The sequence below is a fragment of the Bradyrhizobium semiaridum genome, assembly GCF_020329505.1.
GTDB lineage: Bacteria > Pseudomonadota > Alphaproteobacteria > Rhizobiales > Xanthobacteraceae > Bradyrhizobium > Bradyrhizobium semiaridum.
In genome coordinates, this window is record NZ_JAGKJJ010000040.1 from 1 (window position 1) to 23671 (window position 23671).

The 23671-nt window shown below is 65.1% G+C and carries 27 protein-coding genes, 1 tRNA gene and 1 riboswitch; of the genes, 13 read left to right on the forward strand and 15 right to left on the reverse strand.

All coding sequences use genetic code 11. The features are described 5' to 3' along the window. Window positions 1–24 precede the first annotated feature (24 nt). Together exbD and J6500_RS29035 are read left to right on the forward strand one after the other, a co-directional pair. Window positions 25–489, forward strand: a complete 465-nt coding sequence (gene exbD, locus J6500_RS29030; RefSeq protein ID WP_225716130.1) for a TonB system transport protein ExbD — start codon at window positions 25–27, stop codon at window positions 487–489. Between the two features lie 12 nt (window positions 490–501). Further along, window positions 502–1296 carry an energy transducer TonB gene (locus J6500_RS29035; RefSeq protein WP_225716131.1) on the forward strand — a complete coding sequence of 265 codons (795 nt, stop codon included), beginning with the start codon at window positions 502–504 and terminating at the stop codon, window positions 1294–1296. A 59-nt stretch (window positions 1297–1355) separates the two neighbouring features. Here J6500_RS29035 and J6500_RS29040 read toward each other — a convergent pair whose 3' ends face one another. The 4 genes from J6500_RS29040 to J6500_RS29055 all read right to left on the reverse strand — a co-directional run bounded on the left by J6500_RS29040 (window position 1356) and on the right by J6500_RS29055 (window position 5003). Next, a complete protein-coding gene (locus J6500_RS29040) occupies window positions 1356–2576 on the reverse strand; it encodes an ABC transporter substrate-binding protein (RefSeq protein ID WP_225716132.1) in 1221 nt (406 codons plus the stop codon). A gap of 300 nt (window positions 2577–2876) precedes the next feature. Next, on the reverse strand, window positions 2877–3287 hold the full coding sequence (locus tag J6500_RS29045; RefSeq protein WP_225716162.1) for a hypothetical protein: 411 nt from the start codon (window positions 3285–3287) through the stop codon (window positions 2877–2879). Window positions 3288–3372: 85 nt separating this feature from the next. Next, window positions 3373–4053, reverse strand: coding sequence for a site-2 protease family protein (locus J6500_RS29050; RefSeq protein ID WP_225716133.1), 681 nt, complete (start codon window positions 4051–4053; stop codon window positions 3373–3375). Between the two features lie 53 nt (window positions 4054–4106). After that, a complete protein-coding gene (locus tag J6500_RS29055; protein ID WP_225716134.1) occupies window positions 4107–5003 on the reverse strand; it encodes a DMT family transporter in 897 nt (298 codons plus the stop codon). Window positions 5004–5095: 92 nt separating this feature from the next. Here J6500_RS29055 and J6500_RS29060 point away from each other — a divergent pair, with 92 nt between their 5' ends. From J6500_RS29060 to J6500_RS29080, 5 genes are all read left to right on the forward strand, one after another. Next, entirely contained in the window at window positions 5096–5965 is an 870-nt protein-coding gene (locus tag J6500_RS29060; RefSeq protein ID WP_225716135.1) for a LysR substrate-binding domain-containing protein, read from the forward strand. A 34-nt stretch (window positions 5966–5999) separates the two neighbouring features. Further along, window positions 6000–6079, forward strand: a riboswitch (ZMP/ZTP riboswitch). Window positions 6080–6095: 16 nt separating this feature from the next. Next, window positions 6096–6959, forward strand: coding sequence for a bifunctional 5,10-methylenetetrahydrofolate dehydrogenase/5,10-methenyltetrahydrofolate cyclohydrolase (locus J6500_RS29065; RefSeq protein WP_225716136.1), 864 nt, complete (start codon window positions 6096–6098; stop codon window positions 6957–6959). Between the two features lie 294 nt (window positions 6960–7253). Continuing rightward, window positions 7254–7547, forward strand: coding sequence for a hypothetical protein (locus J6500_RS29070; protein WP_225716137.1), 294 nt, complete (start codon window positions 7254–7256; stop codon window positions 7545–7547). Window positions 7548–7670: 123 nt separating this feature from the next. After that, a complete protein-coding gene (locus tag J6500_RS29075; protein ID WP_225716138.1) occupies window positions 7671–8099 on the forward strand; it encodes a hypothetical protein in 429 nt (142 codons plus the stop codon). A 182-nt stretch (window positions 8100–8281) separates the two neighbouring features. After that, window positions 8282–8650, forward strand: coding sequence for an SANT/Myb-like DNA-binding domain-containing protein (locus tag J6500_RS29080; protein ID WP_225716139.1), 369 nt, complete (start codon window positions 8282–8284; stop codon window positions 8648–8650). A 78-nt stretch (window positions 8651–8728) separates the two neighbouring features. Here the strand turns inward: J6500_RS29080 and J6500_RS29085 are convergent, their stop codons facing one another. Beyond that, a complete protein-coding gene (locus J6500_RS29085) occupies window positions 8729–9640 on the reverse strand; it encodes a NosD domain-containing protein (protein WP_225716140.1) in 912 nt (303 codons plus the stop codon). Between the two features lie 195 nt (window positions 9641–9835). Here J6500_RS29085 and J6500_RS29090 point away from each other — a divergent pair, with 195 nt between their 5' ends. Continuing rightward, complete coding sequence (locus tag J6500_RS29090) at window positions 9836–10045, forward strand: hypothetical protein (RefSeq protein ID WP_225716141.1); 210 nt, start codon at window positions 9836–9838, stop codon at window positions 10043–10045. 37 nt (window positions 10046–10082) lie between these two features. Here J6500_RS29090 and J6500_RS29095 read toward each other — a convergent pair whose 3' ends face one another. From J6500_RS29095 to J6500_RS29105, 3 genes are all read right to left on the reverse strand, one after another. Continuing rightward, window positions 10083–10322, reverse strand: a complete 240-nt coding sequence (locus J6500_RS29095) for a hypothetical protein (protein WP_225716142.1) — start codon at window positions 10320–10322, stop codon at window positions 10083–10085. 577 nt (window positions 10323–10899) lie between these two features. Continuing rightward, a tRNA-Arg gene (locus J6500_RS29100) sits at window positions 10900–10976 on the reverse strand. An 83-nt stretch (window positions 10977–11059) separates the two neighbouring features. Further along, entirely contained in the window at window positions 11060–11341 is a 282-nt protein-coding gene (locus J6500_RS29105; RefSeq protein WP_225716143.1) for a hypothetical protein, read from the reverse strand. A 220-nt stretch (window positions 11342–11561) separates the two neighbouring features. Here J6500_RS29105 and J6500_RS29110 point away from each other — a divergent pair, with 220 nt between their 5' ends. Beyond that, window positions 11562–12014, forward strand: coding sequence for a hypothetical protein (locus tag J6500_RS29110; protein ID WP_225716144.1), 453 nt, complete (start codon window positions 11562–11564; stop codon window positions 12012–12014). Window positions 12015–12230: 216 nt separating this feature from the next. Here J6500_RS29110 and J6500_RS29115 read toward each other — a convergent pair whose 3' ends face one another. Then, window positions 12231–14495 (reverse strand): cation:proton antiporter domain-containing protein, encoded by a 2265-nt coding sequence (locus tag J6500_RS29115; protein ID WP_225716145.1) that lies wholly within the window; start codon window positions 14493–14495, stop codon window positions 12231–12233. A 220-nt stretch (window positions 14496–14715) separates the two neighbouring features. Between J6500_RS29115 and J6500_RS32035 the strand changes: the two genes are divergently transcribed. Beyond that, window positions 14716–14838, forward strand: a complete 123-nt coding sequence (locus tag J6500_RS32035; RefSeq protein WP_283842960.1) for a hypothetical protein — start codon at window positions 14716–14718, stop codon at window positions 14836–14838. Between the two features lie 124 nt (window positions 14839–14962). Here J6500_RS32035 and J6500_RS29120 read toward each other — a convergent pair whose 3' ends face one another. From J6500_RS29120 to J6500_RS29130, 3 genes are all read right to left on the reverse strand, one after another. Continuing rightward, window positions 14963–15265, reverse strand: coding sequence for a plasmid stabilization protein (locus J6500_RS29120; protein ID WP_225716146.1), 303 nt, complete (start codon window positions 15263–15265; stop codon window positions 14963–14965). Between the two features lie 13 nt (window positions 15266–15278). Further along, window positions 15279–15518: a hypothetical protein gene (locus J6500_RS29125; RefSeq protein WP_225716147.1), complete on the reverse strand. Its 240-nt coding sequence runs from the start codon at window positions 15516–15518 to the stop codon at window positions 15279–15281. Window positions 15519–15617: 99 nt separating this feature from the next. Then, window positions 15618–15842: a hypothetical protein gene (locus J6500_RS29130; RefSeq protein WP_225716148.1), complete on the reverse strand. Its 225-nt coding sequence runs from the start codon at window positions 15840–15842 to the stop codon at window positions 15618–15620. Between the two features lie 431 nt (window positions 15843–16273). Here J6500_RS29130 and J6500_RS29135 point away from each other — a divergent pair, with 431 nt between their 5' ends. Beyond that, window positions 16274–17914, forward strand: a complete 1641-nt coding sequence (locus J6500_RS29135; protein ID WP_225716149.1) for a L,D-transpeptidase — start codon at window positions 16274–16276, stop codon at window positions 17912–17914. A gap of 90 nt (window positions 17915–18004) precedes the next feature. Here J6500_RS29135 and J6500_RS29140 read toward each other — a convergent pair whose 3' ends face one another. Further along, the gene (locus J6500_RS29140; RefSeq protein ID WP_225716163.1) at window positions 18005–18832 is read right to left on the reverse strand and encodes a YkgJ family cysteine cluster protein; all 828 of its coding nucleotides are present in this window, start codon (window positions 18830–18832) and stop codon (window positions 18005–18007) included. Window positions 18833–19089: 257 nt separating this feature from the next. Here J6500_RS29140 and J6500_RS29145 point away from each other — a divergent pair, with 257 nt between their 5' ends. Continuing rightward, the gene (locus J6500_RS29145) at window positions 19090–19962 is read left to right on the forward strand and encodes a DMT family transporter (protein WP_225716150.1); all 873 of its coding nucleotides are present in this window, start codon (window positions 19090–19092) and stop codon (window positions 19960–19962) included. 136 nt (window positions 19963–20098) lie between these two features. Here J6500_RS29145 and J6500_RS29150 read toward each other — a convergent pair whose 3' ends face one another. After that, a complete protein-coding gene (locus J6500_RS29150; protein ID WP_225716151.1) occupies window positions 20099–20758 on the reverse strand; it encodes a peroxiredoxin in 660 nt (219 codons plus the stop codon). 387 nt (window positions 20759–21145) lie between these two features. Between J6500_RS29150 and J6500_RS29155 the strand changes: the two genes are divergently transcribed. After that, window positions 21146–21727 (forward strand): hypothetical protein, encoded by a 582-nt coding sequence (locus J6500_RS29155; protein ID WP_225716152.1) that lies wholly within the window; start codon window positions 21146–21148, stop codon window positions 21725–21727. 57 nt (window positions 21728–21784) lie between these two features. Here the strand turns inward: J6500_RS29155 and J6500_RS29160 are convergent, their stop codons facing one another. Beyond that, the gene (locus J6500_RS29160; RefSeq protein ID WP_225716153.1) at window positions 21785–23620 is read right to left on the reverse strand and encodes an alkaline phosphatase family protein; all 1836 of its coding nucleotides are present in this window, start codon (window positions 23618–23620) and stop codon (window positions 21785–21787) included. Window positions 23621–23671 lie beyond the last annotated feature (51 nt).

Below are 23671 nucleotides of genomic sequence, written 5' to 3' on the forward strand. Positions count from 1 at the left end.
CGCGCCGCGGCGGCGGAGTAGGCGATGGCAGTCTCGATCTCCGAGAACGACGGCGATGACGATTTCGCGGAAGCCCACGAGATCAACGTCACGCCGTTCATCGACGTGATGCTGGTGCTGCTGATCATCTTCATGGTGGCGGCGCCGCTGTCGACCGTCGACCTGCCGATCGACCTGCCGACATCCTCGTCGACCCCGCAGAAGAAGCCGGACAAGCCGACCTATCTCAGCATCAAGCCCGACCTGACGCTTGCGATCGGGGAGAACCCGGTGAAGCGGACCGAGCTGATCGGCGCGCTGGATGCGGTGCCCGACATGAGCAAGGACAAATACGTGTTCCTGCGCGCCGACAAGGTCGTGCCCTATGGCGAGCTGATGGGCGTGATGGAGCTGTTGCGCGCCGGCGGCTATACGAAGGTGAAGCTGGTGGCGCTCGAGGGCGTTCCCGGTGCGCCCGCCGCGCCATCGGCAGAACCGGCCAAACCCTGAGGACGGACGGCGATGTCTGATCTCAATCTCGACCAGCGGGGATCGAAGCGGCTCTGGGTGATCGCCGCGATGACGGCGCTCGGCCTGCATCTCGGCGGTGCCGCGCTGGCGCTGGCGAATTTGCGCGCCGACGACGACGGCGAGGGACTTGGCGCCGCCGGCGCGGAGTACGCCGTCGAGCTGGCAACTGCGAGCGTCGAGGATAATGCGGCACCGCCTGCACCTGTGGCGTCCGACGAGCAGCAAGCCGTGCAGGAAATGACGCAGCAGAAGGCGGAGGTCAAGGAAACCGACCTTCCGCAGGCGCAGCCGACCGAGGCCGAGGACCCCGATCGCATCGTCACCGAGGACAACAGCAAGAAGCCGACGGAAGAGGAGGCGAAGGTCGCCAAGGTGGAGACCAACGCCCAGGAAGCCCAACAGGAATCCGTCGCAACCGCTCCGACCAAGCTGGATGAGGCGACCCGTCAGTCGGAAACCACGAAGGCGCCGAACCCCGGAATCGGCAAGGACAAGCTGGCGCTGACGGCGAAATGGGGCAAGAAGATCAGCGCCTATTTCGAGCTGCACAAGCGCTATCCGGAAAACAAGAACAAGGCGACCAAGGTGATGCTCGCCCTGGTGCTCAATCGCCGCGGCAACGTGCTGTCGGTCAACGTGACGGAATCGTCGGGGGACACCGCGTTCGATGAGGCCGCTGTCGCTATGGTGCGCCGGTCCGACCCGGTGCCGCCGCCGCCCGCCGATCTGACCGACGATCAGTTTGCGTTCAGCCTGCCAGTCAATTTCACCAAGCCGAAGAAGTAGCGCGATACAAACCTTGGTTATTCCCCGGTGCGCAATTGCGCTCCGGGGAATGACAGCGCTCAGCTCTTCTTCACCAGCGAGCAGACGCTCTTCTCGAGCGGCAGGAACGCCTCGTCCGCGGGGATGGTCGCGACCAGCTTGTAATAGTCCCACGGATATTTCGATTCCGATGGCTTCTTCACCTCGAACAGATAGGCCGGGTGGATCTTGCGGCCGTCGGCGCGGATCGAGCCCTTTCCGAACAAGGGATCGTCTGTTGGCAGCTCCTTCATCTTGGCGACCACGGCGCGGCCGTCATGCGGATTGCCGCCGAGCGCTTCCAGCGCCTTGAAGTAATGGATCAGCGACGAGTAGACGCCGGCCTGCACCATGGTCGGCGGGTTCTTCTTGAACCGCTCCATGAAGCGCTTGGAGAAGGCGCGGGTCTGGTCGTTCAGGTCCCAGTAGAAGGTCTCGGTGAAGTTGAGACCCTGCGCGACGTTGAGGCCGAGCGCGTTGACGTCGGTCAGGAACATCAGCATGCCCGCGAGCTTCTGGCCGCCGGCGACGATGCCGAATTCGGCGGCCTGCTTGATCGCGTTGGTGGTGTCGCCGCCGGCATTGGCGAGGCCGACGATCTTGGCCTTGGAGCTCTGCGCCTGGAGCAGGAAGGAGGAGAAGTCGGCGTTGTTGAGCGGATGCTTGACGCTGCCGAGCACCTTGCCGCCGTTCGCGGTGACGACCGCTGCGGTGTCGCGCTCCAGCGCTTGGCCGAACGCATAGTCCGCGGTGAGGAAGAACCAGGTGTCGCCGCCGGATTTCACCAGCGCCTTGCCGGTGCCGTTGGCGAGCATGTAGGTGTCGTAGACCCAGTGCACGGTGTTCGGCGAGCACTGCGCGCCGGTGAGGTCGGAGGAGGCCGAGCCCGAGTTCAGGTTGACGACGTTCTTTTCCTTGGCGAGGTTGGCGATCGCGAGCCCGACGCCCGAGCTTGCGAGGTCGACGAACACGTCGACCTTCTCGACGTCGATCCACTGCTTGCCGATGTTGACGCCGACGTCGGGCTTGTTCTGGTGGTCGGCCGCGATGACGTCGATTTTCCAGCCCTTCTTGAGCAGTCCGGAATCCTCGATCGCCATCTGCGCCGCGACCGTCGAGCCGGGGCCGCCGATGTCCTGGTAAAGGCCGGACTGGTCGCCGAGGCTGCCGACCCGGACCGTCTTGTCCATGGTCTGCGCCAGTGCGCTGCCGGCAAACGCCAGGCTCGTGGTCACGGCAAAGGCTGCGATGAAACGCGTCATGTCTCCTCCAGTATGATTTGTGCGCTGATTGTTTTTTCCGCCATTATGCCCGGCAACCGCCGTGCCGCCTAGGCGCGCGCGTACGGCGGTCCGAAGGTCGTATATTCCGGCGCGCGGGCGCGAGGTTTCACGCGCACATCTCTCCGCCGTCGTTCCGGGGCATGCGAAGCATGAGCCCAGAATCCATTCCACCCCAACACTGCGGTGCGATGGATTCCGGGCTCGACGCGGAGCCTGTCATCGGGCCGCGCGTTGCGCGGACCCGTTGGCGTCGACCCAGAATGACGATTTGAGTAGGTGCTACTTCCAGTAGTACCGGATCGCGACGTAAACCACGGCGAGGCAGGCGAAAATCAGCGCGACCGGCAGCGGGCGCTGGGCGTTCGGATTCGACTGGGCTGCCTTCGGCTTGGCCGGCAGGCGGCGGAAGGCGGTGACGTTGCCGCTTTCGGTGGCCGGCTCGCGTGCGCGAGCCGGAACCTCCGGCGGCTTGCCGGCGCCGCCCATCTCCGAATAGTAGCTACGATACATCTGCTGGATGGTGGCCTCGCTCGCCTCGGCGTCGCCCATCTGCTCCAGCATTTGCTTGTAGCTGGCGAGGAAATTCTGCGCTTCGGGCGGAAGCGCGGAGGTGCCGTTCAGCTTGGCCATCATCTTCCAGGTGGCGAAGTCGGCCCGCGCGCGCGTGTCGGCGCGTCGCGCAATCAGCATATCGGCAGCTTTGATCACCATGGCCTCGAAGCGTTCCCGGCTCGCATGATCCGGAGAAGTGGGTACCGGTTCTCCGGCGAAAACTCTAAGTGTTTCCGGTTATGAAAAGAAGGGTCTGGATCACATAGCCGGTCAGAGTTCGCAGTATCATTGAAATAACATCAAGATTTTGGCCGAGCTGGTTGCCGATCATCGGCAGCAGGATCAACAGCCCGATCAGGATCAGCATGCCATAGGGCTCCAGCCGGGACAGCGGATCGGCCAGCGGCCGCGGCAGCAGCCCGACCGCGACCCGGCCGCCGTCCAGCGGCGGGATCGGCATCACGTTGAAGATCGCGAGCACGATGTTGATCAGGAACGCGTTTTTCAGATTGTCGAAGGTCCATTGCGCGGCGCCGGCCGGAACCAATGGCACCGCGTGGAATGCCAGCGCTGCCGAGGTCGCCAGGATGATGTTGGTCATCGGGCCGACCAGCGCGACCCACACCATGTCGAGCCTGGGATACCTGAGATTGCGGAAGTTCACGGGCACCGGCTTGGCATAGCCGAACAGGAACGGCGAATGCGCGAGCAGCAGCACGCCGGGCAGAATGATCGTGCCGAACGGATCGATGTGCTTCAGCGGGTTGAAGGTGACGCGGCCGAGCTTCCAGGCGGTGTCGTCGCCGAGCCGGCGCGCGGCAAAGCCGTGCGCGGCTTCGTGGAAAGTGATGGCGATGAGGATCGGCAGCACCCAGACGGAGATGCCGTAGAGCGAGATGTTCAAAATGTGTACCGCCTGTTGGCTCGGGACCGGGCCGGCAGGCTAGCACGGATTTGCTAAGGTCTTTGCCAGTCAAGCACCGGGCGCGATGGGGTGGTCGCGATCCAGATGCCGGCGAACACGGTGATGATGCCGGCCATCAGATTCCAGCGCAGCGGCTCGCCGAGGATCGCAGCGCCGACCAGCGATGCCGCGATCGGATTGACGGTGACCGAGATCGCCACCAGGGTCGGCGTGGTCCGCTGCAGCGCAAAGGCCCAAAGCCAGAAGGTGAGGGCCGCGCCGAACGCCCCGAGATAGATCGCGCCGAACCATTGCGCCGCGCCGAAATCCACCACCGGCGCAAAGCTGCCGCGCAGCAGCGAGCCGAGGATGAGGACCACGCCGCCGGCCGCCATCGCCAGCGTGGTGAACGGGATCGGCCCGGAGCGGCGGATATAGGGTTTCGACCAGATGCTGTAGAGCGCCATGCAGAGTGCGGCCGCCACCATCAGCAGGTCGCCGCGCCAGGCCCCAGGCGGCGCGGTGGCGAGGTTTGAGAGCAGGGCCATCGCGACACCCAAAATCGTGACCAGCACGCCGGCGGTCTTGCGCGCCGTCAGCGGCTCGGCGCCGAGCGCGGCCCCTACCAGCATCGTCAGCAACGGCAGCGTCGACAGCGCCAGCGCGCCGCGCGCCGCCGTCGTGAAGATCAGCGACGCATTGAACAGGATCGGGAACGCGGCGAAGAACAGCAGGCCGAGCCCGGCGACCGCCGGCCAGTCCCGCCGCGGCGGCCAGGCCCCACGCTGCAGCAGGGCCAGCGGCAGCAGCAGCAGAACCCCGATGCCGAAACGGAACGAGCCGATCGCCAAGGGATCGATGGCGCCGGCCAGATACCGCGTCGCCCCGATCGAGGTGCCGCCGAGCGCGCTCGACAGCACTGCGGCCAACACCCCCAACATCTCGCCCATTCCGTTCGCTCTCCGGTTTCGCTTGCGCAATCTAGGGAACGGGCGATAATCAAGGAATCGAATATATTTGATGGATCAGATCACGGATCGTTATGAACGCACCCGCCCTCGACCCCGACCTGCTGCAGGCCTTCGTGGCGGTGGCGGAGCATCGCTCCTTCACTCGCGCCGCCTCGGCGCTGAACCGAACGCAGTCGGCGGTCAGCATGCAGGTGAAGCGGCTGGAGGAGCGCTTGCAGGCCGAGCTGTTCCATCGGAGCAAGGCCAATGTCGATCTCAGCGCCGCCGGCGAGGGACTGCTCGGCTACGCCCGCCGCATCCTCAGCCTCAACGAGGAGGCGGTCGGCCGCGTGCGCGCGCACGGGATGGAAGGGCGCGTCCGGCTTGGCGTGATGGACGATTACGGCACCATGATCGTGCCGCCACTGCTGGCGGGCTTTGTTGCCAATTATCCGCTGGTCCATGTCGAGATGGAGACCGGGCTGACCGCGACAATGCCGGACCGGCTCGGCGAGGCCTATGATCTTGTGATCGCGATGCATCCGGAAGGGCGCGGCGAGGGGGAGCTGCTGCGCACCGAGCAGGCGGTGTGGGCGGCGAGCGCCGAGCATCGCGTCGAACAGACCGATCCGCTTCCGGTCGCGCTGTATCCGCAGGGCTGCCTGTTCCGGAACTGGGCGATGCAGGCGCTGGATCAGGCGAAGCGGCCGTGGCGGCTCGCCTTCGTCAGCCACAGCCTGTCCGCGGTCGAGGCGATCGCGGCGCAGGGCCTCGCGGTGACGGTGGTGAAGTCGGGCACCTTTCCGCCGACGTTGCGGCGGCTCTCGCCGCGCGACGGCTTGCCGCGGCTGCCGCGCGCGGAGATCCGCCTGCATCGCGCGCCGAACTTGAGCCGCGCCGCGGCGCTGCTCGCCGATCATCTGGTGACGGCGCTGCGCCAGCCGGCCGGACGGCGCCGCTAGCAATTGCCTTTGCCTCACCGAGCGGCTACAAGCCGCGCATCTGCGCGACTGGCGCTTGGATGGGCCACCATCGGGGAGCGCAGAGACTGAACGCCGCGCGCCTGGGCACCGCTTCGAAACCGGAGGTGCCATGACGGCGAATATTCTCGATGGGCACGTACATGCCCAGATCCTCATCGACAAGATTGCCGGCGAACTCGACCGGCTGCCCCGCGCGCCGGGGCTCGCGGTCGTGCTGGTCGGCGACGATCCCGCCAGCCAGCTTTACGTCCAGAGCAAGGTCAGGATGGCCGGACGGCTCGGGCTGCGCGGCGAGGTCGTGCGGCTGCCCGACGATGCGTCGGAGCCCGATCTGCTGGCGCGGATCGCGCAGCTCAATGCCCGCGACGAGATCGACGGCATCCTGATCCAGCTGCCGCTGCCCGCGCATATCGACGCGCTGCGCGTGATGGCGGCGGTCGATCCGGCGAAGGATGTCGACGGGCTCCACGCGCTCAATGCGGGCCGCCTGTTCCATGGCGACGATGCGCTGGTGCCGTGCACGCCGCTCGGCTGCCTGCGGCTGATCAAGTCGATCCGGCCCGATCTCACCGGCGCCCACGCCGTCGTGATCGGCAGCTCCAACATCGTCGGCAAGCCGATGGCTGCGCTGCTGCTGAAGGAGCACGCCACCGTGACGCAGGCGCATGTTCACACCCGCGGCATCGAGGCCATCTGCCGCCAGGCAGACATCCTGGTCAGCGCGGTCGGCAAGGCAGGTCTCGTGCGCGGCGACTGGATCAAGCCCGACGCCATCGTCATCGATGTCGGCACCACCCGCGTCGAAAAGCCCGAGGGCGGCTATGCGGTGCGCGGCGACGTCTCGTTCGACGAAGCCGTTGAGATCGCCGGCGCGATCACGCCGGTGCCGCGCGGCGTCGGCCCGATGACCATCGCCTGCCTGATGGAGAACACGGTGAAGGCCGCGAAGGCGAGGGCCGCGCAGCTGCAATAGCGCTGCAAATGCCTGGAACGACGCGCGATGGCGCTCGCGCGTCGTTCATCGCGCAGTGCTGCGGCAATTGCGACAAGCCGGCGGCGGAACAGCGACGCCTCAGTGACGCCATCCTCGACGAGGTGGTGCTGCGAGCTTTTCTTGGGTAAGGCGAGCGGAACAAGGAACGTTTCCAGCCGCGGTCGGTTCGAGAGGAAGCCCGGAGGTTTGAGGGCGGGCGGGAGCGTGCGTATCCCATCGTGTGTGCGTGATCAGGGAGCGCCAACACCGGAACCGAAGAGGAGCTAGCAGCTCATGAAATTGAACTCCGCGCAGGTCAAGCAGACGATGACACAGATGAACGCTCAGGTGCTCCCCGAGGATCACCCGGCGGTTCCGCAGCTGAACAGCGTATTCGGCGAGCACACCTTCTTCGTCGATACCGCGGGCCTCAAGGTGCTCGAACCTGCCGAGACGGCGGACAAGCAGGGGCAGGCGGGCGAGGTGGTGAGTCTTGCCGAGTGGAGCGATCCGGAGCTTACCAGCCTTCGGCCGCACGAGCCCGAGCCGACCGGCGTGCTGATCATGCTCGAGCCGAGCAAGCACTGATCGCAGAGGCCCGGCCCGCGAACGGCCGGTCGCGGCCGCTCGCGGGCCGATCCCACGCGAGATCAGAACCTGGTCTGCGCCGGCCGTGCCGCGCGCTATTGTTCGCGTGGTCTTGGAAGTCGTTTGGGAACCGGCGACGCGCGCCGCGGCACCAAGGTCACGAATGGCTTCAGGATCTGCTGTTCGCAGGAGCAGCCGCCGAAGATGTCTTCGTGCGGCGTGCTGCCGTCCGAGCACGTGAAGGCGCTGCAGGGCGGAGGCGGCTTGCGGGTTTCACAGATGCATCCCACCCAGCCGCCGGCAACCGGCTGCCACGAGCAGAACCAGTTCTGCGGCGCGCAGGCCTTCGGCTTCGGACATGTGCAGCCGCTGCTGCCCGAAAACGGCGCGGCGCCGTCGCGGGAAGTTGGCCTCACAAAATTCATCGGCCCGCGCGGCATCCGCGAAAGCCAGCAGGCCGATCACCATCGCGAACAGAATCGTCGCAATCGAACGTACACGCATGAATATATCTCTCTTCTTAAATCGTGGTCAGATTGTATCGCGGTTTAACGTGATCGGCCAGCCCGGAAATCGGCCGCGGCGCCCGGGCCGTGCGCGTCTCCGCCGCCGCGCGCGGGCTGTCGGATAGTCCCGAACGTCACGCGACAGGTGCCGAAAGTCACATGGCAAATCAGCTTCGCCTGCGTATTCAGTTTTCCCGACTGCACAGGTGGTGAGGGGAAATGGGGAGCATGCGGCGCTGGACCTCCGAGGAGGATGACAAGCTCAGGCAACTCGCCAGGGACGGCAAGAACGCCCTCGAGATCAGCAACGAATTGACCCGCAGCGCATCGGCGGTGCGGCGCCGCGCCGAAGTGCTGTCGGTCCCCATCATCGCAAAGGCCTATCGCGCGCGGCCCTCGCACGTTGCGACCCATCTCGAACGGGTGGGGATCGACGCGATCAACAACCGCCGCCCGTTTCCGGCGGGCGTCGGCCCGAGCACCATCGCCGGCATGATCGAGAAGGGCTGGATCGTCCCGGACGGAACGACGGGTCGGCGATATCGCGTCACGGACGCCGGCGCCGAGGCGGTGCGGCGGAAGATTCCGAGCAGCTGACCGGCGCAGCCGGCGGCCCGGATGAAAAACCTCGGGCCTCGGGCCCGAGGTTGCGCTCTCGCCAATCGCGGGCGGCTGCTATTGCTGACCGAGATCCGAAGTTGCGCCGCCGGCGGGCGTGATCGGGCCTGACGTCGGGGTATTGGTCCGGTTGTTGCCGAAGGAGATCACGCTTCCGGCAGAGTTGTTGATCGAGGTCGTGTTGAACACGATGTCGTTGTTCGCCAGCCTCGTGATGCCGCTCGACGTGTTGAGCACGCCGGTTCCGTTGCTGGAGATCGCATTGCCGCTTGCGACAATGTTGGCCCCCTCATTGTCGATCCCGGCATTGGTGTTGTTCGAGAGATCCGAGCCCTTGATCGTGACGAAGGCGTTCGGACCGGTAGCGACGCCGTGCCCGTTGTTCAGCAAGCGCACATTGCTGATCAGCACCTTGACGGCGGCTCCGGTCGCAATTCCGATGCCGGCGATCGCGTTGTTGCGCGACACCGTATCGGTGATTGCGAGCGTGCCGCCGTTGGCCCGCGTGTCGGCGATACCCTGCTGCGAGAACCCGAACACTCTCACGTTCTCGATCGTGACGGTGCCGGCGGCGAGGATGTTGATCCCCCTGATACCGGGGGTCGTGCCCGCGCCGTTGATGCTGAGACCGCGCAAGACGATCTTGTCGCTCGTGCCGGCGTTGACGTAGATGCCGTTGGTCGCGGAGGCCAGGATCGAGGCGGGGATTTCCTGGCAATCGATGGTGATCGACTTGGTGATCGTGACGGCGCCGAAGCCGCCCGGATCGATGCAGTTGATCTCGCCGCCCGCCGCGGTCTTCGAGATGGCGCCGGCGAACGTCTTGCAGGGCGCGGTGCGGCTGCAAGGATTGACGTCATCGCCGACACCGGAGACCCAGGTCCTGGTCGCCTGGGCGTAAGCCGTATCGGCTGCGAATGCGAGGGTGAGAAGTCCTAGAATAACAGCAAATGAAAAAGTACGTCGCACAGTCAACCTCCATGTTAATGCGCGCGACCCATCAGCCATGTCGGCGCGCGCAAGACAACGAGTTTTGTCCGGTGACTAACAACCGCGATGGTCGGCAGCTTCTCATTCCGCGCGCGAATCGTAGCCCGACTGGGCGAAGTGCACGGCCGAGTGAACAGGATGCCCGCATTCGTACGGGCATCTTGCACGTCCTGCGTGAAACCGAACGGCGGACTCGCTTGTACCGGCCTGCGGTGTTGGCCACGATTCGGCCTGACGCCCTATGCGGCCGGGCAGTTCACCACCTTCGACCTGCCGGCCTATGCCGAACAGGCCCTGGTCGGCTCGGGCGCGTTCGCGCTGAATTATGATGCGAAGAGCATCACCGGGACGCGCAGCGACGCCATCGTGCGCTACGCATGGTGAGGGCGGGCAAGGGCGGATCTGGAGCAACCCTGCGAAGCTATCCCGACTTCTTGCCGACCACCCACCTGACGATCGGCCACCCCACGACGAAAGCCGATGCGACGATTCCGACCATTCTTGCGAAGACCTCGCCGGGATCCTGGTCGTAAAAGAACGGCCGCCTGTCGTAGAAGATGAACACAAGGATGACGCTCATCGCGCAGCAAAGCGCCGTGAGCAGGCGGGAGACCTGTCCCTCCAGATGCGCCACGCGCTCGGCGAGCTGGTCATTGTCCACCGTTCACCTCCCTTGGTCGCTCCCTCGCTCACCACGCACCACGTCGGGGCCCCTGTTGACTAGACCGGGGTTCCACGGACATCGCAGCTTGCAGATCGGGGCCGTCGTCGCCAGCCGCCGCGGCACAACAGAAAAGACCTCAGCGCGGGGAAAAGCGCTGAGGCCAAGTCTACACTTTGGTCGTCGGACGCCGCGTCAACGGCGCCTTGCGGCGCAACGTGATGCCCCGCATGCGCAGGGTTAACGCGCGCAAGCACGATGACAACATCGCGCTTTGCAACTCTCATGTGCCTGACTTCGCAGGCGTTATAGCCCGTTTGGGTGATGCACCTGCGAAATTTCCGAAGCTAGAATCGTCGCCGCCAGGAGCATGAGGGCAGGGGCCCTCGACGGACATTGCACGGTCCGTCTCCTGGCGGTGCGGCCAAAGCCAGAGCCGTCCGGGGCTGCCGGGCGGCTTTGTAGTTTGATGCGACGCCGCTGCTCGCGAGACACGCAGATCGCGATAACGCCGAGCAGTGGCAGAGATGACGGGGACGAATCTGAACGGCGACCAGAACGATCGCCCGCCATTCATTGGCGCGCTCGGAGAGATTCGAACTCCCGACCCTCGGAATCGAAATCCGATGCTCTATCCAGCTGAGCTACGAGCGCGTTGAGGGGTCGATATCAGACTTGGCAAGGGAGGGCCAGCAGGCGCGGCGCATCTCCGCGCATGCCGGCCGGCGTCGCGCGCCTCAGTAGCAGGGGTGGCGGCGGCGGTCCTGGCCGATATAGGCGGCCGCGCTCTGGTAGCATTTGTTGGTCGAGGGGCCGTCGTAATAGGCGAAGGTGCCCGGCGCCGGGCCGGGGCCGTAATTATGCAGATAGCTGATGTGGTAGGGCAGGCCCCAATGGGCGTGGCGGTGGTGATGCCGGTGGTGGCGCGGATGGACGGAGAGGTCGGCTGCGACCGCCGGGGCGGCCAGCAGGGCCGCGGCGGCCAGGGCGAATGCGGCGAAAATGTTGGTCTTGGTCATTGGCGGCCTCCGGACATCACGCTGGAATCGGCATTCTCGCCGGTCCTTGTGTCCATTTAACCCGGAATCGGGCGAAAAGCTGCGGAAAATCGGCCACAGCGCGCCAAATTTTGCCTTTTTGCGGATGCTTAACGGATTGCCAACACAGTCCGGCCAGAGTCTTGCGGTCAGGTCCGCTCCGGGCCGACCTTCCCTCGGCGCTTGGGTTTCGAACGGGTTCATGCGCATCACGCCCCTTGCTTTGCTGCTGGTTGTCGGCTCGCTCCTGGCGGTCACGCCCGCGCGCGCGGTGCTGCACATCACGCGCGACCATGGCGGCTATGTCGAGGAGTACAAGGCGAAGTACAAGCAGATCCGCGAGCGCGGCGAGCGCGTCGTCATCGATGGCATCTGCAACTCGGCCTGCACGCTGGTGTTCGGCATCGTGCCGATGAACAAGATTTGCGTCACGCCGCGCGCCAGCCTCGGCTTCCACCAGGCCTATTACGACAAGGCCTTCACCTTCGGCATCAAGGTCACCAGCATGGAGGGCACCTCCGACCTGATGTCGTATTATCCGAGCAGCGTGAAGGACTGGATTCGCCGCAACGGCGGGCTCACCACCGAAATGAAGAAGATCAAGAACGGGACCGAGCTCTGGAAGATCGTCGATCCCTGTCCGGACGAGTGGTAGGGCGATCAAGCCGGAGCGACTATCTCGATCGACGCGTTAGCCTCACGCGAACCGGGGTCGCCTGCAAATTTCGGAATAATGAAAAAATACCACTGAGTTGCCCGACACGTCAAGTCGCTTTTTTTGACGGGTTGGCGGCCGCCTGCTCCTTTGCATGGGGTTGTTTTCGCGGTTTTGGGATATGTCCCCCCGGCCGGGTCCCTTCAGCGCCAACTCTCACGTCTTCGGCCTGACCTCACCGTCGGACACCAGCAGCACCGAGGCCGTCGACTTGCCGAGCACGGCGGCGGCGACGCTGCCGAAATTCAAGGTATCGCCCTGGATGCGGTCGACGCCGAGCACCACGAGGTCGGCGCGGCTCGCGGCGATCTCCTGCAGGATCGCGACGTCGGGCGCGGTATTGGCGCGCAGGCTCGTCGCGACGTTGACGTCGTAGCGGGCAGCGGTCGCCGCGATGTCCTTGAGAATCGCTTCCTCGCGCGCCAGCGACATGCTGGCGCTGCTGCGGCGGGCGCCCTTGTCGCGCGTGGTCGAGACGTAGACCACCTGCAGCGGCTCGCTGCCGAGCCGGGCCAGCGCGATCGCGACCTCGGCGCCGCGTCGCGAGACGTTGCTGCCCGACACCGGCACCAGGATTTTCCGCGCCTGCGCGGTCGGCTCCGCGAGGTGGGCGCCCCTGGCGGCCGCGATCGCCAGCGGGCCGTCGAATCCGGAGGTGAGGTCGTCGATCGCCTTGTCAAAGCCGCCGTCGCGGTCCTCGACCCGCTCCATGCCGACCACGAGCAGGTCGAAACCCTTCCTGGCTTCCTCGGCGATCGCCTCCGCGATCGCCTTGTCCGGCGCACGGGTGATGACGTCGACCTTGCCGCCGCCGTCGCCATCGGCCTCGGCGCTGGCCTTCGCCGCCTTGATCACGGCGGTCTCGTGGCTTTGCTCGGCGCTGCGCTGCTGCTCCGCAAGCGCGGCATCCGCGCCGACATGCAGCACCGTGATCGGCAGGCCGCGACCGCCGGCAAGCAGACCAGCGAGATGCGCCGCGAACTTGGCGTTACTGCTTTCGTCGACCGCGAGCAGCAGCCGCTCGAGATTGGCGACGAAGCCGCGCTGCTCATATTCCTCGCGCGCCAGCCGCTCCTTCTCATCCTCGCCAAGCGGCAGCCTCGCCAGCGCCGCGCGCAGCATCGGCGGCATCGCCATCGTGGTCAGGATCGCCATGGTAACGATCATCGAGAACATGGTCTGGCTCAAGACGCCTATCGACAGGCCGATGGTGGCGATGATCACCTCGGTCGAGCCGCGTGCATTCATGCCGCTGGCCAGCGCGTAGGATTCCTGCCGCGTCAGCCCGCCGAGCGCGCCGCCGACGAAAGCGCCGCCGAACTTGCCGATGCTCGCGATCAGGATCAGCACCCCGGTCAGCAGCAACAGCGACGGATCCTTCAGCACCGTGAGATCGGCGCTCAGTCCGGCGAGGCCGAAGAACACCGGCATGAACAGGCTTGAGATCAGCCCGCGCAGCCGCTCATCGATCTGCCGGGTGAGAATCGGGGACTCGCCGACCAGGACGCCGGCGATGAAAGCGCCGAGCACGGTGTGCACGCCGATCAGATGCGTGATCATCGCCATCACGCTCATCAAGAGCAGGATCACGGTGATGACCGCCGCCGAGCTGACCAGATTGTCGTTGGCCCAGCGGATCAGGCGGAAGACCAGGTGCCGGCCGATCGTGAAGCTGACCGCGAGGAAGACCAGCGTGCCGAACAGCGCCTGCGCCACCGACACGAAATCGAGCGTGCCGCGCGAAGCGAGGCTGAAGATCATGGCGATGATGATCCAGCCGATGGTGTCGTCGATGATCGCGGACGCCACGATGATCTGGCCGACATTGCGCCGCATGAAGCTCATCTCGCGCACCACCACGGCGACGATCTTCACCGAGGAGATCGACAGCGCGGTGCCGAGGAACAGTGCCGCGATCAGCCGCGCTTCCGGATGCGGCAGCAGGCTTTGCGGCAGGAACTCGCCAAGCGCGAAGCCGCAGACGAATGGCACGGCGATTCCGGCGATCGAGATCGTCGTGGCGGCGCGGCCGACCTTGCGCACCAGCTTGAGGTCGGTCTCCATGCCGGTCAGCAACAGCAGCAAGAGGATGCCGAACTGCGCGATGCCGTCGAGCAGTGCCTTCTGCTCGCCTGACGGCGGAAAGATCGCGGCCTGCGCCGATGGCCACAGCCAGCCGAGCAGCGACGGGCCGAGCAACAGGCCGCCAAGCAACTCGCCGATCACCGACGGCTGGCCGGCGCGCTGCATCAATTCACCAAGCCCGCGGCCGACCACGATCAGCAAGGCGATCTGCGCGAGCAGGATGAACTCGGACGGCTTTGCCGCCTTGCCGCTTTCGGCACCGGCGGCCGTGACAGTCGCGAGCAAAACGATCACCGCCCAGATCGACGGTCGAAGCCGCCCCCAGCGGATCACCATTGCCACTCCGGTTGCTCGTCACGGCGGGCCGCGCGGCCCGCTCCCGGCCATGTCAACGCCGGGGTTCCGCAAGCGATCCATCCGCGGATGGATGGGCGCGTTGCCGCAGTTGGGATGAGACTTACGATTGGAACCGGGCTTCGATCGCGCCGTTTCATCATCGGAATCGCTCCACACTAACGAGTCAGCTGAAGGCTTGCTCGCAAGCATGGAGGCCACGATGGCGACCAGAACCAATCTGTCCAAGGCCGAACTTGCGCGAAGCGTCGCCGGTGCCGCATCGGCACTCGTGCTGACCGGGGCGGCCGTGTTCGCAGTCGCCCATCATCTGAGCGGCGGCTAAAGCATGATCCGGAAAAGTGCGAAGCGGTTTCCTGAAAAGATCATGCTCAACAAAGAGCCAAAGCGCGATGACGATTCGATCAAATTTCATCGCGCTTTAGGGTGTGCTTGCCCGATCTTGGTTCTCACGCGGCCTTGCGCTTTCGGGTGCGGGCGGCCTTCTCCGCCGAGCGCGATCGCTCTGCGGCGGGCCGGCTCGCGGCAGCCTTGCCGCCGAGCTTGCCGCCCTTGCGTGACGGCGCATGATCCTCGCGCTTGCCCCGGCCGGAGCCGCTCTTCTTGCCGCCATGGGTCTCCTTGTTGACGGTGGCCCACGCGCGTCGTTCGGCCTCGCGCTCCGGAACGCCACGGTGCTCGTAGCCCTCCTCGATGTGTTCGGCCTGCCGCTTCTGCTTGTCGGTGTAACTCGACTTGTCGCCTCTTGGCACGATGCACTCCTGTCTATTTTGATCGCGATGCCAGCCGGGCCAGGACGCGATCATCGTTGACGCGATCATTGCTGGCCTGCGGATGCACGACCTCGAATCTGGAGCGGCTGAAGCGGCCGAGGCCGCCCAGCTCGTAATAGCCATCGCGTTCGAGATCGCGCGTCACCTCATAGACCCGTCCCACCGAAAGCGTGTCCCGCGCCAGCGTGTCGTCGACGCAGCGGACGTGGAAAATCTTGCCTGTCTCGACCAATGCCTTCATCCTCGGTTGTTGACGTTCGCTGGCGCGTCATTCGACATGCCGCACCACGGGGTGGGATCAGTCCGGTCATCACGGCCGGAACTGGGACGATCACGACACCTCTTTCGGCAGCTTCCATTCGGGCGCCGGATCGAAGGTTTCGTCGTCTGCAATCCGCTTCATGTGATAGCCCTCCGGAAGCACCTGGCCTCCAGCCTCGTCGGCAACGGGAACATCGAGCACCAGCCCGGATACCAGCGCATGTTCCCACGCCTCCTTCTCGGTCGGGAAGGCGCGGTCGATTTGCTTGTCGCGATCGAACAACGCGTAGGGCATCTCGTGTCCTCGAGGCAGACGGCGCATGGCCGGCTCGCATGATGTGCCGTGAACGTTTGGGCAAGGCGGGCGTTCCTCGCGCTGATCGGTGAAACGAATATGCGGGTCACGTTTCCGCCGCGAGCTGCGAGGATCATGCGCAGAGCTGGCGAGTTGGTCTCGGCATGACGCCGGCACGGCTTGTAGGCGCCGCATGCGTCAATTTCGGCCATCTGCCCGCCCTTCCTCCGGCGCGGGCCGTCGTATATGAGAATTTACAAGGGAAAGCTGCCGGGAGCCCCGGGGAATCGAGGGCAACGAAGCGGGGGCGAGTATCGGGCGGTTGGATCGAGTTGGGCGTGTGGAGAGTGACGAAAGTTCATTAATCCAAGAGCCGTAATGTGGCACTTGATCGACGCAGGCACCGACAGGCACTTCAACCGGGGCAGAGAATGGGACACCGATTGGCGACGGCGCACTCAAACGGAGCGATGCGGCGTTGGGGCCTTCCCGCGATTGTGACATTGGCGGCGGTCGCCGCACAGGTGGGACTGACCACAGCCGCCACCGCGCGTGAGGCGCGCCGCGCAGCTGCCGTCGAGGCGACGGCGCCGCGCGAGGCCGGCCCGCCGATCATGGCGATCGTGTCGATCAAGTCGCAGCAGGTCACATTCTACGACGCCGACGGCTGGATCATGCGTGCGCCGGTCTCGACCGGCATCAAGGGACGCGAGACGCCGGCCGGCGTCTTCGCCGTCATCGAGAAGGACAAGGACCACCATTCGACCCTCTATGACGATGCCTGGATGCCGAACATGCAGCGCATCACCTGGAACGGAGTCGCGCTGCATGGCGGACCGTTGCCGGGCTATCCAGCCTCGCACGGCTGCGTGCGGATGCCCTACGAGTTTGCCGAAAGACTGTTCGACAAGACCTGGATCGGGATGCGGGTGATCGTCTCGCCGAACGACGCCGCTCCGGTCGAGTTTTCGCATCCGGCGTTGCTGGTGCCGAACAAGGATGCCATCGCGGCGGCGCCGGGCCATGCCCAGGCGGCAGCCCGCGAGGCGGCGGATGCGGCGAGGGTGGCCGACGAGGCGAAGAAGGCCGCCGCGACCGCGGCGCGCGACGTGACTTCGCTCGCCGCGGCGCTGCAGAAGTTGCAGAAGGCCAAGACCAAGGCCGACGCCGAGCTCGCCTTCGCCGAGAGGTCGCTCGCTGCGGCCAAGACCGACCAGGCCAAGGCGAAGGCCGAGGAGGCGAAGCAGAAGGCCGCTCCCGCCGCTGCCGACGCTGCGGCCCAGCTCGATACCGCCAAGGCCGACGCGACGGCGAAGCGCGACGCAGCCGCCGCCGCAAAGGACGCCGCCAAGGCGGCCGAGACCAAGAAGGCCGAGACCGCCAAGGCGGCGACCGAGGCCAAGCTCGCGCTCGAGCCGGTCTCGATCTACATCAGCCGCTCGACGCAGAAGGTCTACGTGCGCCGCAACACACACAAGCCGTGGCCCGATGGCGGCGAGGTGTTCGATTCGAGTATCGAGGCGCCGGTGACCATCCGCGATCCGGACAAGCCGATCGGCACGCATATTTTCACGGCGATGGCGCGCAGCGACGCCGGCCTGCGCTGGAGCGTGGTGACGATCGACGGCGGCGACAACGCCAAGGACGCGCTCGATCGTGTCACCATCCCGCAGGATGTGCTCGACCGCATCGGCCCGACGGCGTTGCCGCGGTCCTCGATCGTCGTCTCGGACGAGCCGCTCAGCAGCGAGACCAATTATCGCACCGAGTTCGTCGCGGTGCTGAGCAACCAGCCGCAGGGCGGCTTCATCACGCGCAAGCCGTCGATGGAGGATCGTATCGCGCGGACCGGCGGCTGGGGCAGCGAGGACGACGACGGTTTCGGTTTCTTCCAGCGCAGCTGGGACCCGCAAGGCGGCACCACGACACGCCGGCGCGGCGCGCAGCAACAGCAATATTATGGTGGCCCGACCTACTATGGCGATCAGGGTTACGGGCAGTCCGGCCAGTATTACGGACAGTCGTCGGGCCAGTATTATGGTCAGCAGACCCGGCAACCGGGCCTGTGGTGAGCCGCGAGCTCGCGAGGAACTCCATCGCGTAGCCCGGGACCACTGCCGGTGTGACTCTTCAGATTACGCTGCCGGCTCGGTCGGCGAAAGCTACTTCGCCGGCGCGGGGCCCGACAGTTTTGATAGTTCCAGCAGGGCAGGCCTATAGGGCGGGTACGGATCGTCGTCCTCGGGTATCGTGCAGTGGCCGAATTCCTGCTGGATCCGCTGAATCTCCATGACGCGCTCATTCAGCCGCTGCAGGTGCTCCAGCGATCTCGCCTTCCAGTAGCGGAACGTGTCGATTGTGATCGGCACGAAGGCGGTGCCGAACAGCGTTGGATCGGGAACGATGGTGCGCCCGATCAGCAGGTATCTGTTCTCGCCGACGATGATGAGGGTGGCGTAGGGGCGGGTTGCGGTCACCCTGATGCCGTTGAGCGACAATTCCACGAGTTTGCTGAAATACGGTTCCTCGCGCCAGCGCTCCGGATTCTCGATATCGACCTGCACATTCAGCGTGTCGAGGCCGAAATGCAGCACGATGCCGGCTTTCTCGGGAAACCAGTCGTCGTCGAAATGGCCCTGCAACCAGGCGCAACTGAACGAGCGGCACTGCCGGGGACGCTGTTGATAGATCTCGCACCCGCCGCCGGCCATGATGTGCTTGCATACGGTGTCGATCGGCTTGCTGAGGTCGGTGACCTCGAGCACCTTGCAGCACAGCGTGCACGATCCGCACTGCCGGACGGTGGGCGCCGCCGGAATGCCGAGCGTCCAGGTGCCCTTGCTCTCGCGGAACAGCAGCTTCTGCTTCTCCAGCGCGTTCAGGGCGCGTTCGACCTTGAGACGGGATAACCCGGTCGCATCGACAATATTCTTCGTCGTCGTCGCGCCACTCTCGACTGCGCGAACTACGACCAATGCCACTTGGTCCATTGTCTCTTCTTGACCGGCGTCTTTGTCTTGACTGGCGCTTGTTGTGCCTGGTTCGTTGAGTGCCTGCGGCGATAGCTTACCGGAGCACCAGTTTTCAAGCTCACCGCAGCCGAGTGCTGCCTCAAGCACAACACTACTTGAGTCTATCCGCGGTAAGGTGGTGTAGCGCGCGCAAATTCGCATGGCTTGGTTGAATACAAATCGCCGTGATGAATGCGATTGCCCATTGCCTTATCTTCAGGCAATGACGGTGGCAAATGAACAAGAGCTTCGAGGAAACTGCCGCCCGTCTGGCGCCGGCGATCTTTGTCGTGCTGTGGAGCACGGGGTTCATCGGCACCAAATACGTCATCGACAATGCCGAGCCGCTGACCTACCTGGCGATCCGGATGGCGATCGTGGTGGTGGTGATGGCGCTGATCGCCGCAGTCGCGCGGCCGGCATGGCCGGATCGCGTCGGCGTATTCCACAGCGCGGTGGCCGGCATCCTGGTGCACGGCTTTTATCTCGGCGGCACCGCGATCGCGATCGCGCATTCAATCCCGGCCGGGCTGTCGGCGCTGATCCCCGGCCTGCAACCGATCCTGACCTCGACGATTGCAAATCGCTGGCTCGGCGAGCGCGTCACGCCGCTGCAATGGGGCGGGCTGGTGCTGGGGCTCGCCGGTGTCGTGCTGATCCTGCACAACCGGCCGATGACGGGCGATGCGGGCTGGGGCTGGTTTGCCTCCGGCGTGTCGCTGATCAGCATCACGCTCGGCACGCTGTATCAGCGCCGCTATTGCAGTCGGATCGACTGGCGCGCCGGCAATCTCGTGCAGTACGTCGCGGTGACGATCTTCTTCGGCATCGGCGCCTGGCTGTTCGAGACCAACGTCGTGCACTGGACCGGCGAGTTCATCCTGGCGCTGGCCTGGCTGGTGTTCGCGCTGTCGATCGGCTCGATCTCGCTGCTGTACTGGCTGATCCGCCATCACGCCGCGACCTCGGTCGCGAGCCTGTTCTATCTGGTGCCGGCGGTGACCGCGCTGATGGCCTATGTGCTGTTTGGCGAGCGGCTGGACACCGTCGCCATCGCGGGCATGGCAGCCTGCGCCGCTGCGGTGCTGCTAGTCAATCGCCGCGGTTAGAGCGCTTTCAAGCGAAGTGGATGCCGCTTCGCGCGAAGAAAACGCCTCGGGACAAAAATCCGCTGGCCCGTTCCGATTCATCGGAACGGAGCCAACTCAAGGCCCGCTTGCCCATCTGATGCGCGATGGCAGCCTGCTACTTCGGCTGCGGCACGATCCGGATATATGGCTTCGGCGACTTCCAGCCCTGCGGGTAGATCGTCTTGGCCTCGTCGTCGCTGACCGAGCCCGCGATGATCACGTCCTCGCCCTGCTTCCAGTCGGCGGGGGTGGCGACGCGGTGCTTGGCGGTCATCTGCAGCGAGTCGATCGAGCGCAGGATCTCCTGGAAGTTTCGGCCGGTGGTCATCGGATAGACCATCACCAGCTTGATCTTCTTGTCCGGGCCGATCACGAACACGTTGCGGACGGTCTGGTTGTCGGCTGCGGTGCGGGTGAGGGGATCGCCGGAGGTCGAGGCCGGCAGCATGTCGTAGAGCTTGGAGACGTTGAAGTCGGTGTCGCCGATCATCGGATAGTTCGGCGCGGCGCCCTGGGTCTCCTTGATGTCCTCGGACCATTTGGCGTGGCGGTCGACCGGGTCGACCGACAAGCCCATCAGCTTGACGCCGCGCTTGTCGAACTCCGGCTTCAGCTTGGCGAGCGCGCCGAGTTCGGTGGTGCAGACCGGAGTGAAGTCCTTGGGATGGGAGAACAGCAGGGCCCAGCTGTTGCCGATCCAGTCGTGGAAGCGGATTTTACCTTCAGTGGTCTCAGCTTCGAAGTCGGGGGCGAGTGCGCCAATCTGGAGTGCCATGATCTTACCTCATCTTATTGAAGTTGCTGTTGAATTCGTGTTAGAGGCGTCCGCGTCAGTATACGGCCCGCAAAGGCTCAAGTGAACCGGCTGATGAAAAAGGTGAAATTCTTCTCTCAACGCCGGAACTCATAACACCTTCTTTTGATCCCCGCGCCTGCGACGAAATAACCGATGCGACACGAAAAGCTTGGAAATGCCCAGATATTGCCGCTTCCCGCCGCCATCACGCCGGCCCCGGTTGCTATACGACCGAACCATGACATGGGTCCCGGCGACCAAATGGCAACCATCTAAAAATCTCGGAACGCAAGTTCCGAATCATTAACCACTCGTTTACGCCCGCGTGGAAAAGCTGGCCTGAGATAGGAATTGAAAGCTCCAACAATGTCTGCCCCGAGTACCAAGACCGCTGAGTCTCTCAGCGGTGCGTTGCATCCGTCCTGCCGCAAGACCGCCGCCCATGCACTGACCATCGTCCGCGACGGCGTCATCACCGGCGAAGGCCCGACCACCCGAGGCCGCATCCATTTCTCCCGCTCGCTCGATGCCGATGACGCCGCTTGGTGCGCGCGCATCCTGACGGCATCGGCGGTCGACCATCAGCCCGTCAGCCGGGCCGAGGTCGAGGCGCTGTTCGCGATCAACGAGGCCGCGGCCGAGCGCAGCGATGACGGCAGGTTCGACGACCTGCTCGCCAAGGCGATCGCCCATCACGCCGCTTCCGAGTCCGGCCTGCCGGTGCCGCCGCGCACCGTGGCGCTGGCCGCCGACACCGACATCGAGGACTGGGCGCCGACGCAAGGAGCCAAGATCGACACCAAGGTGCTGGAGTGGATCGCGGGCCAGATGCGCGGCAAGCGCCGCGCGGGTCGCGCGCTGGCGGCAATGGTGGCGACGCTGGTCGGCGCAGCCGCGCTGCCGCTCGCAACCAAGCTCCCCAACGTGTTCGACATCGGGATGATGTGACCTTCGGGATGATATGAACATCATCCCCGAACGATGGATTTGGCCGAGACGGCGGGGCTATTTCCCCGCCGTTTTCTGTTTGCCCTCGGTTTCGAGCCCGAGCGTCCGCCCCGGGAATCCCGCGACGTCGAAATAGCGGGTGTTGGCGACGCGCTGGTACTTCAGCACGGTGCGCAGGCCGTTCGCCGCCGGTTTCGAGCTGATCGTGCCATCGCTCATCTTCGGGGTGGCGCCGTTCGGCATCGCCTCGGTCATCACCCGGCCGACCAGCTTGCCATGGCCGGGCGTGCGCAGGTCGAGCAGCCCCGCCGCGGTCATGCCGACGTCCGCGTTGCTGACGGGGAGGGCATCGACATAGCCCGACTTGAAGTCGGGGCCGATCGCCGCGGTGAAGTTGAAGGTGTCGCCGCGGCTGAAGCTGCCATGCATCCCCTGGCCCTGCCGCAGCACCGTGTCGGCGATCTGCACCGAGCAGTTGGTCGGGATCTCGCAGCCGCTCGACCAGGAGCGGAAGTTGACCACGATCGCCGGATTGGGCGTCACCGCCTTGCCCTTCAGATTGAGGCTCGACATCGGCAGCGTGCCGGCGAAGCTGCCGAGCCTGTCATCGACAAAGAGACCGCTGACATAGTCCTGCTCGAGCAGTGCCTTGACGACGCGGTCCGCAAGCTTCTTGTCCTGGTTCGGCAGATAGATCAGGTCCGAACCGCCATTGGTCGCGATCACGACGTCGGGCTTGGCGGGGTCCTCGCCGAGCACGCCGTTGCCGGCCTTCGGGTGAGCGTTGTCGGCGACCTTGGCGTTCTTGTCGTTGGGGTCGAACAGCGGCAGGTTCAGCGCCTTGGCGAGGTCGATCGCCAGAAAGCCCATCGGGAGGAAATCCTTCGGCGTGTCGTCGTAGGCGATCTTGGCCGAGGGGCTGGTCTTGCTGTCCTTCGAGATCGTCGAGAAGCCGTGGTCGGAGGAGACGATGATGTTGGTGCTGTCGGCGAGGCCGAGTTCGTCGAGCGTCTTGCGCAGCTGCGCGAGGTTGTTGTCGGCATTCTTGATGCCGGCCATCGAGGTCGGGCCATTGATGCCGGGGGTGATGGTGTTGAGGCTGTCGCCGGTGTTGTGCTGGCTGCCGTCGGGATCGCGCGACCAGAACACCAGCACGAACGGCTTGTTGCGCGCCTTGAACATCGGCAGCACCACCTTGGTGGCGACATCGGCCATATAGGCCTGCTGCGCGACATTGGCGACCGTGGTGCCCGGCGTCTTGGCGTCACCGGCCTTGGAATTGTCGCCACGGCTCGGGGTCGCCAGCGGCAGGCCGGCCTTGATCAGCGCGTCCTTCATCTCCTCGGATAGCGGCACGCCGGTCTTGCCGCCGGTGGAATCGTCGACCACGATGGTGTTCTTGCCGCGATCGGTGTGGTCGAACAGCAACGTGGGACCGACCTTGCCGATCGCCGCCGTGCTGAAGCCCTGGCTGCGGGCCATCTTCAGCAGCGTCTCCTCGTTGAGATAGTCGCCGTTGAAGTGATCGTCGACGTCGGCGAGCACGGCGTCATTCTCGATGAAGGGAACGACGGTATCGCCGGCCGGTGCCGAAGTGTAGCCGGTAAAGATCGTGTTGGAGAAGGTGCCGGTGTCGCCGAGATAATGGCCGGTCGACAGCGCCGAGCTGTTCGCCATGGTGAAGGTGGGAAACAGCGAGTGCGAATTCTTGAAGTTGACGCCCTTGTCGCGGATCGCGGCCATCGCTGGCGCGGTCTCCGGCGTCACGATGCCGCCGCGCAGGCCGTCCGGGACGAACAGGATGAGGTTGCGGGGCTTGGCGTTCTGCGCGGAGGCGGCGCCCGCGGAGAGCGCGATCATGCTGGCGGACAGCAAGGTGATGGCACGACGCATTTCTATTCCCCCGTGAGGCTGGCCGCGGCGGATCGCCGCTGCCTTCGTTTA

Excerpts from the sequence above, each read along its gene's own strand:
- exbD (WP_225716130.1), top strand. The coding sequence starts at position 25 with ATGGCAGTCTCGATCTCCGAGAACGACGGCGATGACGATTTCGCGGAA.
- J6500_RS29035 (WP_225716131.1), top strand. The coding sequence starts at position 502 with ATGTCTGATCTCAATCTCGACCAGCGGGGATCGAAGCGGCTCTGGGTG.
- J6500_RS29040 (WP_225716132.1), bottom strand. The coding sequence starts at position 2,576 with ATGACGCGTTTCATCGCAGCCTTTGCCGTGACCACGAGCCTGGCGTTT.
- J6500_RS29045 (WP_225716162.1), bottom strand. The coding sequence starts at position 3,287 with ATGCTGATTGCGCGACGCGCCGACACGCGCGCGCGGGCCGACTTCGCC.
- J6500_RS29055 (WP_225716134.1), bottom strand. The coding sequence starts at position 5,003 with ATGGGCGAGATGTTGGGGGTGTTGGCCGCAGTGCTGTCGAGCGCGCTC.
- J6500_RS29060 (WP_225716135.1), top strand. The coding sequence starts at position 5,096 with ATGAACGCACCCGCCCTCGACCCCGACCTGCTGCAGGCCTTCGTGGCG.
- J6500_RS29065 (WP_225716136.1), top strand. The coding sequence starts at position 6,096 with ATGACGGCGAATATTCTCGATGGGCACGTACATGCCCAGATCCTCATC.
- J6500_RS29070 (WP_225716137.1), top strand. The coding sequence starts at position 7,254 with ATGAAATTGAACTCCGCGCAGGTCAAGCAGACGATGACACAGATGAAC.
- J6500_RS29080 (WP_225716139.1), top strand. The coding sequence starts at position 8,282 with ATGCGGCGCTGGACCTCCGAGGAGGATGACAAGCTCAGGCAACTCGCC.
- J6500_RS29105 (WP_225716143.1), bottom strand. The coding sequence starts at position 11,341 with ATGACCAAGACCAACATTTTCGCCGCATTCGCCCTGGCCGCCGCGGCC.
- J6500_RS29110 (WP_225716144.1), top strand. The coding sequence starts at position 11,562 with ATGCGCATCACGCCCCTTGCTTTGCTGCTGGTTGTCGGCTCGCTCCTG.
- J6500_RS29115 (WP_225716145.1), bottom strand. The coding sequence starts at position 14,495 with ATGGTGATCCGCTGGGGGCGGCTTCGACCGTCGATCTGGGCGGTGATC.
- J6500_RS32035 (WP_283842960.1), top strand. The coding sequence starts at position 14,716 with ATGGCGACCAGAACCAATCTGTCCAAGGCCGAACTTGCGCGAAGCGTC.
- J6500_RS29130 (WP_225716148.1), bottom strand. The coding sequence starts at position 15,842 with ATGCCCTACGCGTTGTTCGATCGCGACAAGCAAATCGACCGCGCCTTC.
- J6500_RS29135 (WP_225716149.1), top strand. The coding sequence starts at position 16,274 with ATGGGACACCGATTGGCGACGGCGCACTCAAACGGAGCGATGCGGCGT.
- J6500_RS29140 (WP_225716163.1), bottom strand. The coding sequence starts at position 18,832 with ATGGACCAAGTGGCATTGGTCGTAGTTCGCGCAGTCGAGAGTGGCGCG.
- J6500_RS29145 (WP_225716150.1), top strand. The coding sequence starts at position 19,090 with ATGAACAAGAGCTTCGAGGAAACTGCCGCCCGTCTGGCGCCGGCGATC.
- J6500_RS29150 (WP_225716151.1), bottom strand. The coding sequence starts at position 20,758 with ATGGCACTCCAGATTGGCGCACTCGCCCCCGACTTCGAAGCTGAGACC.
- J6500_RS29155 (WP_225716152.1), top strand. The coding sequence starts at position 21,146 with ATGTCTGCCCCGAGTACCAAGACCGCTGAGTCTCTCAGCGGTGCGTTG.
- J6500_RS29160 (WP_225716153.1), bottom strand. The coding sequence starts at position 23,620 with ATGCGTCGTGCCATCACCTTGCTGTCCGCCAGCATGATCGCGCTCTCC.